Below are 12,952 nucleotides of genomic sequence, written 5' to 3'. Positions count from 1 at the left end.
CACCTTGGTTAAACCTGTATGTCTTGTGGGTCGACTAACCTCGCGCCCCGCCCTTGCCGGGCGTTGACGCAATTCAAATAAATTGTTGTGGGTTTTTGTCACCGCAAACAAGAAAAATTCTTCCCTTTTCATCGCTTAATGTACCATTCACTTTACAATTAGTTACCTTAAAAAAATATTCCAATCGGAGCGACCCTTATGAAATTCATATCTTTTTTGGCTATGGCTGTGCTGACCGCCGGGATCAATTCCGCTTCAGCGCAAGAACTGATTCTTGCCATTAACGAAGGTGTGACATATCAAGACGGTGGACCGGCCAGCGAGCGTTACAAACCGCTGCTGGCTTTGTTATCGAAGGAATTAAAACAGAACATCAAGCTGCAAAGCGTGGATAAATACGCCGTATTTGAAAAAGGCCTGGCCGAAGGAAAATACGATCTGGCATTTATCCACCCTGCGCATGTCGGTCTGGTCGCAGTCAAAAAGAATGGTTATGAAGGCTTGGTCACCGCCAAGGGATTTACCGATTATCGTGCGCGCGTAATGGTGGCCAATACCTCACCATTGAAATCAATGCAGGATTTGCGCGGCAAAAAAATCGGTGTGCCATCGCTGGAATCGATCACCACCGTGATGTTCACCGCCAATCTGCGCGAACTGAATTTCCCGCAACCGGAAAAAGCATTTACCGCAACCCGCTATCAGGATGCCGTGCCGTTCATGATTGAAAACGGCTTTGTCGATGCCGGCGTCACCGGTTCCGGCAAAGTGGCGCAAGCATGGGTCGCCAAAGGCGGCCGCATACTTGCAGAAACCAAACCGATTCCAATCAAGCAATTCCTTGCATCCAAAAAACTCAGCGAGTCCGACAGAGAAAAACTCAAAGCCTTGTTACTGGCCTTGTCGGAAAACGATGCCGGCAGAAATGCACTTTCCAAAATCAGCATGACAGGTTTTGTTCCCTGGAATGGCCAAGTAATGGCGGAAGCAACGGCCCGTCTCGGCCTGTAAAAACAACGAGCGCGCTTATCAAGCGCTGCTCATCCAACGCATTGCTTGCTGCAATGCGTTTTTTTCGTCCCAAGCTTTGATCCAGGCAATACCCCATTCCCCGGGTATTCGTTCATTCAAAAATTTCTCAACATCCTCAATCAAGAAAGCGTATGAAATTCCCTTCACTTCTAGCACTGACTCTACTGGCAACCAGTATCAATTCTGTTTCGGCACAAGATCTTGTTCTCGCGATTAACGAAGGCGTCACTTATCAGGACGGTGGCCCGGCCAGCGAACGTTACAAACCACTGTTGCAATTACTTTCAAAAGAACTCAAGCAAAATGTAAAACTGCAAAGCATAGACAGCGCAGGTTTTGCAAAAGGTCTGGCGGAAAACAAATTTGATATCGCCTTCATACACGCAGCACATATTGGTTTGCGTGCAGTCAAAAAGAATGGCTACGAAGGACTCGCAACCGCCAAAGGATTTACCGGCTATCGCGCGCACGTCCTAGTATCCAATGCATCCCCACTGAAATCGATGCAGGATCTGCGTGGTAAAAAAATCGGTGTGCCGTCGATAGATTCGATTACCACTGTCATGTTCACTGCCAATCTGCGTGAACTGAATTTCCAGCAACCGGAAAAGTCCTATACTGCCACCCGCTATCAGGACGCTGTGCCATTCATGATCGATAACGGTTTTGTTGACGCCGGTGTCACTGGCTCTATTGGCGTCGCCCGCGATTGGGTTGCCAAAGGTGGTCGCATACTCGCAGAAACCAAACCGATTCCGGTTAAGCAGTTCCTCGCATCGAAAAAACTCAGCGATTCCGATAGAGAAAAAATCAAGGCTTTGTTATTGACCTTGTCGGACAACGAAAATGGCAAAAATGCCTTGGCTGCAATCGGCATGACCGGCTTTGTAGCGTGGAACCCCTTGACGATGAATGAAGCCAGCATACGACTTGGTCTGTAAAAGACAGAGAATATTGAAGCTGGCGGCACAGCGGGAGCAACTGAGGTTGCTCCCGCTTTTTATGGTTTCGTAGATTTTTCAATCTCGGAATCTGCACGTGACTTTTCATGCGCGCCCGGATATACTGTGTTTTCATACAGTAATTTGTATTTTCGTCGGGCTGCTCCCCCTCCGGTTTTTACCGTGCAGCCCGACTCTTTCTTCCTGCGCTTCTTTCTGCACTTCCCCCTCTTCCCGTCCCAATGTCTGGCGCTAGATGCGAGCCAAATCCGCGTATGGGCTTGCCTATAACTAATTTTTGGCTCAAAGTAGCGCCCAGTTAACACTCTCGGCTCGGGGTCCTGCGCGGAAAAACATGCGCGGGTGAGAAATACCCGTTGAACCTGATTGAGGTAATCCTCGCGCAGGAAAGCATGCAATCCATCGCCATTCATAGGCATGACATCTGCTGACCTGCCATTCATCTTGAAAGACAATGATGGCTTTGCCAGACACCACACCCGCAGCAATCGCTGCCGCTTCCAATCCTGCATTTGTACCGATTCCGTCGGCAGACAGAGTATTCTCGTTCCGCGATCACATGGCCTTGTGGTTCAGCCTGGGCGTCGGCCTGCTGGTGATGCAGATAGGCGCGTTTCTCGGCACCGCCCTCGGCACGCAAACTGCCCTGTTCGCCATCCTCGTCGGCTCCTCCGTTGGCGCCGCCTTGCTGGCGTGGGTGGCTTATATCGGTTTTGAACGCGGACTATCGAGCCCCGTCCTGATGTGTCAAACGCTGGGCACGTCCTTCGCCAAGCTGCCGGTCATCATGAACGTGATCCAGTTGATAGGCTGGAGCGCATTCGAACTGGTTGTCATGCGCGATGGCACCAGCGCGCTCATCAAAAACATTACCGGCATCGACGCTGCGTGGGTGACATATCTGACGGCATTGTTCTGGGGACTATTGCTGGTCGCTCTGGCAACCGGCTCCATGATAGGGCTGGTGCGAAAATTCGTCGGGCGCTTCGGACTGCCGCTCGTCATCCTGTCGCTCATCTGGCTGACCTGGCAATTCTTCATGAAAGCGCAGGCGCAAGGACTGGATGCAATCTGGAACAGGGCGGGAGACGGTTCGATGAGTACACTGGCCGGCATCGATCTGGTGATGGCCATGCCGGTTTCATGGCTGCCGCTGGTGGCGGATTTCGCACGTTACGGCAAGGCTGGCACCAGCACTTTCCGCGGCACCTGGCTGGGTTTTGCGATTGCCAATATATGGTGTCATGCACTGGGTGTGCTAATCGTCAGCACCACGACTCCCGGCGCCGATCTGATGGCGACCCTGCTTCTAGCGCAAGGCGGCTTGATTGCGCTCGGTTTGATCCTGATCGATGAAATGGACAATGCGTATGGCGACGTCTATTCCGGTTCCGTCGCACTCAACTTCCTGCATGGAAAATTCAGCGTGCGCTTCTGGGGCATTGGACTGGCCTTGCTTGCCACCGCATGCGCACTGATTTTGCCCATGCACGGACTGGAACCGTTTTTACTATTGCTGAGTTCGGTTTTCGTGCCCTTGTTCGGCGTCGTGATTTCGCAATTGGCGATGCAGGGGCGTGCCAGCGACAAGGCGATCAACACGATCCCGGTTGTCATCTGGCTGATCGGCATAGCCGTGTTCCACATCTGCCCTGTTTTCTGGCCACAGGTCGGTTCAGCCTTGCCTAGTCTGGCAGTGACCTTGATGCTGGGAACGATTTATCGCATGGCGCGACGTCCGGCATTGCAGTCGATCTAATGGAGAAAAAAGAATGAAGGATGTCCTCCTTCATTCAGATTATTGCTGTGCGGTTTGTGCCTTGCTCCAGCCACCGCCCAATGCCTTGAAGACATCGGTAGTGCCGGTCAGGCGCAGCAGTTTCAATTGCGTCAATTTATCGTCGGCTGCGAATAGCGTGCGTTGCGCATCGAGCAGACTGTTCAGATCATCCGCGCCTTCGCGATAACGCAACTCGGACAAGCCAAGCGCACGCTGCGCTTCTTTTTTGATTGCTATCTGCGCCTGCTCCTGCTCACGATTGCGCGTTGCATTGCCGAGCGCATCGTCCACTTCCTTCAATGCGGTATACACGGTACGGCGATAACTTTCCGCCAGTTGACGTCGCATGGATTCATTAGTTTCCACGCGCAAGCGCAAACTGTTGCCGTCGAATAGCGTTTGCACTATCGAAGCTGCAATACCGATGCTGTAGGCAGGATTGCCCAGAGACAGCAAGGCAGCGCTGGCGTTACCCGCACTTCCCGTCAATGAAATTGTCGGCAGCAATGCTGCACGCGCAGCCGCAACATTGGCAGAACCTGCCAGTAGTTGCGCCTCCACACTGGCGACATCGGGACGGCGCGTAATCAATGTTGACGGCAAACCCGGGCTGACCTCCGGTATCGCAAGCGTATCCAGACTTTGTGCTGCAACCTGCAAGGCCTGCGGCTGACGCCCCAGCAAAATCGCCAGCGCACTGACCGTTTGCCGCTCCTGTACCTGCAGAGGCAAGATGGTCGCGCGCTGTGCCAGCACCGTGCTGCGCTGACGGCTGACATCCAGTGCCGACGCCGCACCAAAACGATAGCGCGCTTCGACTATGGAAAAAAGTTTTTCTGCAATCGCCAGATTGTCCTGCGCCACCTGCAATTGCATGCGCAAGGCCAGCGTCTGGAAGTAGGCATTGGCGACACCGGTCGTCAAGGTAAGGCGTACCGTTTCCAGATCGTAGCGACTGGCATTCAGCGATGCATTCGCACTGCGCGTGGTGGCTGCCACGCGTCCCCACACATCGACTTCATAATTGACGCTCAGCACAACGCCGGTTGATTCGCTTCTGGCCCAGCCGCTGCCCGTCGGGCCCGGTTTGACCTGGCCGGTATCCGTTCCAGCGCTCACGGTCAGCAAGGGAAACAGCGATGCGCCAGCACTGCGTGCGGTAATTTCAGCCTGTGTCACACGCTCTGCCGCGATGATCAAATCGGGACTGCCAGCCAGCGACTGGTCTATCAATGCAGACAGTTCGTTCGAGTCGAAGCCGCGCCACCAGTCGCGTTGCAGTTCAATACCTGCAGGCGCCACCTCCGCCCACGTGGCGGGAATCTCTACATTCGGCTTGCTCGCATCGATGTTATGCACACACCCGCTCACTGCAAACACGACCGCGACTGCAAGCGCGAGACGGGTACGTCGAAAATTAAAACGTGAAGTCATGGAATTCATTTCATTCTGCTGACAACGCGACCACAGGATCGAGTTGTGCTGCCTTTTTAGCCGGCAAGTAACCGAACACCAAACCCGTCATGAAAGCGCAACCGAATGCGAGCAAGACAGGCGCTGCTGAATATTTAATAGGAGTGCCGAAGGCGTCAATCACGGCTGCGGTTGCCAAACCAAAGATGACGCCGATGGCACCGCCTATCGCCGACACCACCACCGCCTCAATCAGGAACTGCTGCATGATATTGCTCTCGCGTGCACCGGTCGCCATGCGTATGCCAATCTCGCGCGTCCGCTCAGTGACCGATACCAGCATGATGTTCATCACGCCGATACCGCCAACCAGCAATGAAATAGCTGCAATCGAACCAAGCAGAATCGTCAGTGTATTTTGCGTCTGCTCCATCGCTTCCATGATGGAGGCCATATTGCGAATCTGGTAATCGACCGTACCGTGACGTTCCAGCAGCAGTTTGTCGACTGCTTCCTGCGTATCGTCGATGCGATCAACATCTTCCACCGCCACGGTGACATTGCGTAAATAACGCTGCCCCGACAAACGCAGGCTGCTGGTCGAATACGGTACGAACACCACATCGTCCTGATCCGAGCCCATCGGTGACGCACCGCGCTCCGACATGATGCCGACCACCTGAAACAGCAGATTGTTGATCAGTACGAATTCGCCGATCGGGCTACTGTCGCCAAACAAGGCCGTCGCCGTGGTTTTTCCCAACACTGCGACAGCAGCATAATTCGTTTCGTCATCCTCACTGAAGAACGTGCCCTGCGCTACCGGCCATTGCCGCGCGAGCGGGAATTTTGCCGAAGTACCGGTCACACTGGTAGAGGTATCCGAGGTGCCGAAACGCAGCGTGACGCTGCTGCTTTGCTCGGGCACCGCAGCCAGCACGTTCGGCAGTTCATCTATGGCTTTGACGTCATCGACCACCAGTGTCGCCGTGCTGTTGAAACCACGTTGATTCGGCGCACCCGGCCGCACCAGCAGCAGATTGGAACCCATGGCGCTGATACGCTCCACGACTTCCGCCTTGGCACCATCACCGATCGCCAGCATCGCGATCACCGATGCAACGCCGATCACGATACCGAGCAAGGTCAGCACCGAACGGAAAAAATTCGCACGCAATGAGCGCAGCGCCATCTTTGCTGCTTCCAGCATATCGGTCAGCCGCGAACCTATCCCGGCCACCACAGGGCGGACAAAATCCGTTTGCGTCGGCGATGGATGGGCCGGGCCGGGATCGGACAGAATGTGACCGTCCTTGATTTCGATCAAACGTTGCGCGTGATCGGCGACTTCCTTGGCATGCGTAATCAGCAGAACCGTATGACCGCGCGACGACAGATCTGCCAGCAGTTTCATCACATCCTGGCCGCTCTTGCTATCCAGCGCACCGGTCGGCTCATCAGCCAGAATAATCCGTCCGCCATTCATCAATGCGCGTGAAATAGAGACGCGCTGCTGCTGCCCGCCGGACAATTGATTGGGCCGGTGATGTGAGCGGTCAGCCAGCCCCAACTCCGTCAGCAATGCCTGTGCGCGTGCATGACGTTCGGCTGGCGGCAGACCCGAATACATCGCCGGCACTTCAACGTTCTCAGCTGCACTGGCCGAAGCGATCAGGTTATAACTTTGAAACACAAAGCCGAAATCGTCACGTCGCAACAATGCACGCTCATCCCGTCCGAAGTCGGAAACATCCCGTCCCATGAAGTAATAGCTGCCGGTAGTCGGCCTATCCAGACAACCGAGAATATTCATCAGCGTGGATTTACCCGAACCCGATGCACCCATGATGGCGACAAACTCGCCCTCATAGATTTTCAGGTCGATGCCATGCAGCACTTCGACTTCAAGCCCGCCGTTACGATAGGTCTTGGTCACGCCGCGCAGCTCGATCAACGGTATCTCGGCGGCATCGCGTTCACCGGCTTGCACGACGGTCACGGTGGCCAGATCGATCTCCTTGTTCATTAACGACCCCGTGTCGCACCGGGCGGCATGCCGCCTGCCTGCGTGCGCTTGGCGGATGGCGGCAGTTTGATGCCGATGATGACGGTATCGCCCTCGGACAAGCCGCTTGCCACTTGCATCTGCACGCGATTGCTGACGCCCAGCTCCACCTTGCGTTGTTCAACTTTTCCATCTTTATCGATGACTTTCACCGTGCCGCTACGTGGTGTGCGCGTTGTACTTTGTTCGGCAAAACCGCTAGTGGAAGCTGCTGAATTGTCCGGCGGGCTGCCCATACTTGAGGTGGCAACGGGCGGATCACTTTTGTCTGTGGCAGCAGGCTTTGCGCTCTCTGCCTTGGCTTTGCGATTATCGCTTGCGGCCGGCTTTTCACCCGCTGACTTGCCGGCACTATCGCCACGTTCACGCTTGCCGCCAGCACTGCCCGAACCGCGCGTAGTAGTCACAGCAGCGGTCGGCACCAGGAGTACATCTTTCGCGGTCGCCGCAATAAAAAAGACTTGCGTCGTCATGTTCGGCATCAAGGCCTGATTATTGTTCGGAACATCAAACAATGCGTTGTACAGCACCACATTATTGGTCACGGTAGGCGTAGGTTCGATCTTGCGCAAGGCGCCATACCAGCGACGCCCCTGGCTCCCCAACGTAGTGAAATACACTTCCATGTTCTTGCTCAATTTGCCGATTTCCGCTTCCGACACTTGCGTCTGCACCGTCATTGTCGACAGATCGGCAATCCGCAAAATAGTCGGTGCATTTTGATTGGCATTCAATGTCTGGCCCTGACGTGCTGTCAGAGAAACCACCGTCCCCGTCATCGGCGCGTAAATTTTTGCGTAATTGAGATTGGCCTCATCGGCACGCAAAGTCGATTGCGTCTGTTCGATCTGTGCTTGCAGTGCATCGATCTGCGCCTTGGCAGCGCGTAGCGTCGCTTCTGCAATTTGCAGCGTTTCCGCAGTGGTGGCATCGGCTGCCATCAGATTTTTCTGCCGCGTGTATTGCAAGTTGGCCAATGCCAATGCCGATTCCCGTTCCTTCATGGTTGCCTGTTGATTACGCAAACCTGCGCGCCTTGCATCCACCGTTGCACGGAACACCGTCGGATCGATCTCGGCCAGAATATCACCCTCTTTCACCACGGAACCGACCTCGATGTGCAACTTCTTCAACTGCCCTGATACCTGCGCACCCACATCCACGTATTCGAGCGGCTGCACGGTGCCGGTCGCTGTCACCAGATCCTGAATATCGCCGCGCTGCACTTCAGCCACCTGATAAATTTCGCGTGGATCTTTCTTCGCATAGAACTTATGCCATCCCCAATAAGCGCCAACGGCCAGCAGCACCATCAGCAAGGCCAGCAGCGTATAGCGAGGCAAAGCGCGTTGACGCAAGGTAGAGAGGAAGGATGAGGAAAACTTCATGGGCAAGGACATTCAGAATGTGGGTTGTTATTCAATCAGGCATATGGGATCGCAGCACGATCACATCATCAGTAACGACATGCAAGACGAGCACTTCAAGCGCCGATGATTCATGCATATCTCAAGTTGACTGGCTGGCTATCCTGATGGAGTGGCGGAATGGCTGGCGACGTCAGTCTAACGCTTGGCAGGTGATAACGATAAACGAGTCCACCCATGTTTATCAAGAGAATCCCTGCTTCCGGGAGGTAAAGAATTGTGAAGAAGATATTTCCCCCGGCACTGACAGTGCGCAATGTGCAATATCCGCGCATGTCTTCAGCCGGATAAAAAAATGGCGCCGATGTTCAGGCAAGCATCGGCGCCATTTTTAGATTCAACTCCGTCGCGACACACGCGACAGCAATATCTCTGTTTTTGAATCTGCTCGATCAGCCGCGATCCACAAACGCGCGCTCAATGACGTAATCGCCAGGCTGGCCGATACCGGCAGACACTTCGAAACCCAGATGGTCGAGTCGCGCAGCGGTGTCTTTCAACATGTCAGGGCTGCCGCAAATCATCGCGCGATCAGTCAACGGATCCAGCGGGGGAATGCCGAGGTCGTTACACATTTTTCCGGTTTCAATCGCCGTCGTGATGCGTCCTTCATACATGAAGGGCTCGCGTGTCACGGTTGGGTAATACAGCAATTTGGCTGCGATCTCTTCGCCCAGACCTTCGATCTCCAGTAATTCCTTGCCGATGTATTCACGGTATGCCAGTTCGCTGACCAGGCGCACACCGTGCACCAGAACGACTTGATCGAAACGCTCGTAGGTATCCGGGTCACGGATAATGCTCATGAAAGGCGCGAGGCCGGTGCCGCTGCCGAACAGGAACAGGCGTTTGGCCGGCAACAGATCAGAGATCACCAGCGTGCCGGTTGGCTTGCGACCGACCAGCAGTTCGTCGCCCACTTTCATGTTCTGCAGGTGCTTGGTCAACGCACCTTCCTTCACCTTGATCGACAGAAATTCCAGATGCTCTTCCCACGATGGGCTGGCAATACTGTATGCGCGCAACACATTTTTTCCATCGATAGGCAAACCTATCATGACGAAGTGGCCGCTTTCAAAGCGAAAGCTCGGTTCGCGGGTAGTCGTAAAAGAAAACAGCGTGTCGTTCCAGTGATGAACACTCAGTATGCGGACAGTTTCAAATGCAGCCATAAAATCAATACATCCTAAATATCAAATTGCCGTGATGACGGACAAGCAGGCAAACCACGTACGCATGCCGCGTGTAATGCCCAGTTTCCGAAAGGAAAGAAGCGCGTATTTTACCAGTCGGGACTTCACTGTCGTTGATATCAGACAATCGGCCTGATATCCGCAAGGAGATGTTTCGTCAGCGTATGCAAGGAACTACTTGAGAATTATTCTCATTATAAATGAATCCCTTAAACCTCGGCAACTACTGCCTGCAAGGATACTCCCCACAGCGCACTTCGATAATGACGAAATTTTCATTTGCTTATAACCAGATCGTTTAAGCGACACCGCACCTTCAACTGATGCGCTTGACCTGATGAACATGCGGCGCTCGATTTCTGGCAGGAGCCCTGACTCTGCCTGAGCATCCGCCCGATAGACCTGCAAAAAATTCCGGGTTAAAGAAACGCCTACGATTCTATCGTCTGTTCCCGCCGCATGTATTTGAGGTAAATCAAATAATTTCTCCTATATAAATAAAACAAAAAGCCGGCATATGCCGGCTTTCAAGAAACGCCTGTTTTACAAGGCGATATTTTATTCGGGTTACGAGGATCGCCCTCAGGCAAGTGTCGAAATATCAGTGAAGATTATTCCCTGTCACCAGAAACGCGCGCAAATCATCGAACGTCAACGGCCTGCTGATGAAATAACCCTGCCCTTCATCGCAACCATTCTCCTTCAGGAAGCTGAGATGCTCGGATTTTTCCACTCCTTCAGCAATCACCTTGATCTTCAGTCCGTGCGCCAATGCAATGATGGTTTGTGCAATGATCGCGTCGCCGGGATCGCTGTTGCAATTGAAAATGAAGGATTGATCAATCTTGAGGCGATCGATAGGGAAGCGCTTCAGATAGGCCAGACTGGAAAATCCGGTGCCAAAATCATCCAGCGACAATTGAATCCCCATCTTGTTCAAATCATTCAGCGTGACCACGACATCCTCAATGTTGTGCATCACCATGCTTTCGGTCACTTCGAGTTCCAGATAATGCGGATCGAGGCCGGTCGCTTCGATCACGCTTTGCACGCTCTCGACGAAATTCTTGTCGCTCAGTTGACGGGCAGACAAATTGATTGCCACGCGTATCGGCGGCAATCCCTCCTTCTGCAATTGCAGATTATGCTTGCAAGCCGTCTCCAGCACCCATATTCCGATCGGTATGATCAAACCATTACATTCCGCCATCGGGATGAAATCCATCGGCGAAATCAGTCCGCGCTTCGGATGCTGCCAACGGATCAGCGCTTCCATTCCTATGACGGCGCCATCACGCAAATCAATTTGCGGCTGATAGAGCAGAAATAATTCGCCATTCTTCAACGCATGCCACAAATCGCTTTCCAGCGAGAGGCGCTCGCCCGAAGTCGCATTCATCTCTTTAGTGTAGAACTGGAAATTATTGCGCCCGCTCGATTTGGCTCTATACATGGCCGTATCGGCATTGGCCAGCAACGACTCCGAATCTTCACCATCTTCGGGGAAACGGGCCACACCCATGCTGCAGGTCACGACAATTTCCTGCCCGCGTATCAACATCGGCTTGACCAGTTCCGTCTGGATACGCTGCATGACGCTTGCATTACTGTCACTCACACTCTGATTCGTCAGCAACAGCACAAACTCGTCACCGCCGATACGGGCAACGGTATCACCGTCACGCACACAGGTTTGCAAACGCGAACCCACATTGGCGATCAACTCATCGCCTGCGCCATGCCCCATGCTGTCATTGACCAGTTTGAAATTATCAAGGTCGATGAAAACCAGGCTGAGAAAATGATCGTGACGGCGTGCCTGGAGCAGCGCCTGCTGCGTCCGTTCATTGAGTAGATTGCGATTGGCAAGTCCTGTCAGCGTATCGTAATTGGCCTGATGCTCCAGATCTTCCTGATAGCGCTTTATCTGGGTCACGTCATACAACACGCCGACAAAATGGCCCACTGCGCCGCCTGAGGTATCGCTGACCGGTGCGATATACAACTCGTTGAGGAACATGCTGCCATCCTTGTGGTAGTTGCGCAGCAAGACCGAAGCAGGGCGTTGTTCGCGTATAGCCGCACGTAATTTCCCCAGCTCAGGCTGATCGGTATCCATGCCCTGCAGGAATTTGCAATTGCGCCCTATCGCCTCCTCGCTGGAATAACCGGTGATGGTTTCAAACGCGCCATTGACATAAATCAGCGGCATGCCCGGCGTTGCGGTATCCACGATCACGATAGGATTGACGCACGCCTCGATGGCGCGTGTGCGCAACAACAGATCCTGCTCAACCTTCATGTGCTCGGTGATATCGATCGCAATGCCGCCGACGTGCCGCGAGTCGCTGTTTTCGCCAAGCAAAGGAAATTTCGTCGACAACCAGTAACTCGCACCGGACGGCATCGACATGACTTCCAGTTCCTGCAAAGACGTACCTGCGTTCAGAACCCTAGTTTCCATTTCGCGCAACTTGTAGGCCACTTCAAGCGGAACCAATTCGGTATCCAGCTTGCCGATGGAATAACCCTTTTCAACATTGAATGCCTTGTCCAAACCGTGATTGCTGTACAGATAGCGACCATCCTTGTCCTTGATGAAGGCCGCGCCAGGAAGATTCTCCATGAAGGTGCGAAACATCAGATTGCTTTCCAGCAGTTCCGTTTCAATGCGACGTCGCGCATCTCTTTGTTCCACATGCTCCATCGCGCGGGTGACCGCGCTCGGCAAACGTGACAGATTTGTCTTGATCACGTAATCGTTCGCCCCGAGCTTCAGGGATTCGATCGCTAGTTCCTCGCCTATCCTGCCTGAGACAAAAATGAACGGCGTATCCGGCAACGCCTGTCGCACAACCTTGAGCGCAGACAATCCATCAAAATGCGGCATGGAAAAATCCGACAACACGACGTCCGGCTTGAAGTCTGCGAGCTCATGTCGCAACTCCTGCTCGGTTTCCACCCGTCTTGCCTGGTGCAGAATACCGCTACGCTTCAACTCACGCGACGCAAGTTCCGCATCGGTAGGCGTATCTTCGACCATCAGGATTTTGATCATGGCCCGGCCCTCGACTTCCACT

At 53.6% G+C, this 12,952-nt stretch carries 8 protein-coding genes and 1 riboswitch; of the genes, 3 read left to right on the top strand and 5 right to left on the bottom strand.

Features of this window, described 5'->3' with window-relative positions:
- The first annotated feature begins 198 nt into the window (after positions 1 to 198).
- The 3 genes from ACIQW9_RS01655 (at position 199) to ACIQW9_RS01645 (ending at position 3,753) form a co-directional block, all read left to right on the top strand.
- Positions 199 to 1,011 carry a phosphate/phosphite/phosphonate ABC transporter substrate-binding protein gene (locus ACIQW9_RS01655; protein WP_402332142.1) on the top strand — a complete coding sequence of 271 codons (813 nt, stop codon included), beginning with the start codon at positions 199 to 201 and terminating at the stop codon, positions 1,009 to 1,011.
- Positions 1,012 to 1,163: 152 nt separating this feature from the next.
- On the top strand, positions 1,164 to 1,973 hold the full coding sequence (locus tag ACIQW9_RS01650) for a phosphate/phosphite/phosphonate ABC transporter substrate-binding protein (protein ID WP_402332139.1): 810 nt from the start codon (positions 1,164 to 1,166) through the stop codon (positions 1,971 to 1,973).
- A gap of 324 nt (positions 1,974 to 2,297) precedes the next feature.
- Positions 2,298 to 2,400: riboswitch (TPP riboswitch) on the top strand.
- Positions 2,401 to 2,451: 51 nt separating this feature from the next.
- Positions 2,452 to 3,753 (top strand): purine-cytosine permease family protein, encoded by a 1,302-nt coding sequence (locus ACIQW9_RS01645; protein WP_402337808.1) that lies wholly within the window; start codon positions 2,452 to 2,454, stop codon positions 3,751 to 3,753.
- Positions 3,754 to 3,792: 39 nt separating this feature from the next.
- Here the strand turns inward: ACIQW9_RS01645 and ACIQW9_RS01640 are convergent, their stop codons facing one another.
- The 5 genes from ACIQW9_RS01640 to ACIQW9_RS01620 form a co-directional block, all read right to left on the bottom strand.
- Positions 3,793 to 5,208, bottom strand: a complete 1,416-nt coding sequence (locus ACIQW9_RS01640) for an efflux transporter outer membrane subunit (RefSeq protein ID WP_402332136.1) — start codon at positions 5,206 to 5,208, stop codon at positions 3,793 to 3,795.
- 10 nt (positions 5,209 to 5,218) lie between these two features.
- Positions 5,219 to 7,213: a MacB family efflux pump subunit gene (locus ACIQW9_RS01635; protein ID WP_402332133.1), complete on the bottom strand. Its 1,995-nt coding sequence runs from the start codon at positions 7,211 to 7,213 to the stop codon at positions 5,219 to 5,221.
- On the bottom strand, positions 7,213 to 8,640 hold the full coding sequence (locus ACIQW9_RS01630; RefSeq protein WP_402332131.1) for an efflux RND transporter periplasmic adaptor subunit: 1,428 nt from the start codon (positions 8,638 to 8,640) through the stop codon (positions 7,213 to 7,215). The genes ACIQW9_RS01635 and ACIQW9_RS01630 overlap by 1 nt, the downstream gene beginning before the upstream one ends.
- Positions 8,641 to 9,071: 431 nt before the next feature.
- The gene (locus tag ACIQW9_RS01625) at positions 9,072 to 9,851 is read right to left on the bottom strand and encodes a ferredoxin--NADP reductase (protein ID WP_402332128.1); all 780 of its coding nucleotides are present in this window, start codon (positions 9,849 to 9,851) and stop codon (positions 9,072 to 9,074) included.
- Between the two features lie 622 nt (positions 9,852 to 10,473).
- Positions 10,474 to 12,930 carry an EAL domain-containing protein gene (locus ACIQW9_RS01620; protein ID WP_402332125.1) on the bottom strand — a complete coding sequence of 819 codons (2,457 nt, stop codon included), beginning with the start codon at positions 12,928 to 12,930 and terminating at the stop codon, positions 10,474 to 10,476.
- Positions 12,931 to 12,952 lie beyond the last annotated feature (22 nt).

The sequence above is a fragment of the Herminiimonas sp. NPDC097707 genome (assembly GCF_044761395.1).
Classification (GTDB): domain Bacteria; phylum Pseudomonadota; class Gammaproteobacteria; order Burkholderiales; family Burkholderiaceae_D; genus Oxalicibacterium.
This window is presented reverse-complemented; position numbering and strand designations above follow the sequence as displayed.

Excerpts from the sequence above, each read along its gene's own strand:
- ACIQW9_RS01655 (WP_402332142.1), top strand. The coding sequence starts at position 199 with ATGAAATTCATATCTTTTTTGGCTATGGCTGTGCTGACCGCCGGGATC.
- ACIQW9_RS01650 (WP_402332139.1), top strand. The coding sequence starts at position 1,164 with ATGAAATTCCCTTCACTTCTAGCACTGACTCTACTGGCAACCAGTATC.
- ACIQW9_RS01645 (WP_402337808.1), top strand. The coding sequence starts at position 2,452 with ATGGCTTTGCCAGACACCACACCCGCAGCAATCGCTGCCGCTTCCAAT.
- ACIQW9_RS01640 (WP_402332136.1), bottom strand. The coding sequence starts at position 5,208 with ATGACTTCACGTTTTAATTTTCGACGTACCCGTCTCGCGCTTGCAGTC.
- ACIQW9_RS01635 (WP_402332133.1), bottom strand. The coding sequence starts at position 7,213 with ATGAACAAGGAGATCGATCTGGCCACCGTGACCGTCGTGCAAGCCGGT.
- ACIQW9_RS01630 (WP_402332131.1), bottom strand. The coding sequence starts at position 8,640 with ATGAAGTTTTCCTCATCCTTCCTCTCTACCTTGCGTCAACGCGCTTTG.
- ACIQW9_RS01625 (WP_402332128.1), bottom strand. The coding sequence starts at position 9,851 with ATGGCTGCATTTGAAACTGTCCGCATACTGAGTGTTCATCACTGGAAC.
- ACIQW9_RS01620 (WP_402332125.1), bottom strand. The coding sequence starts at position 12,930 with ATGATCAAAATCCTGATGGTCGAAGATACGCCTACCGATGCGGAACTT.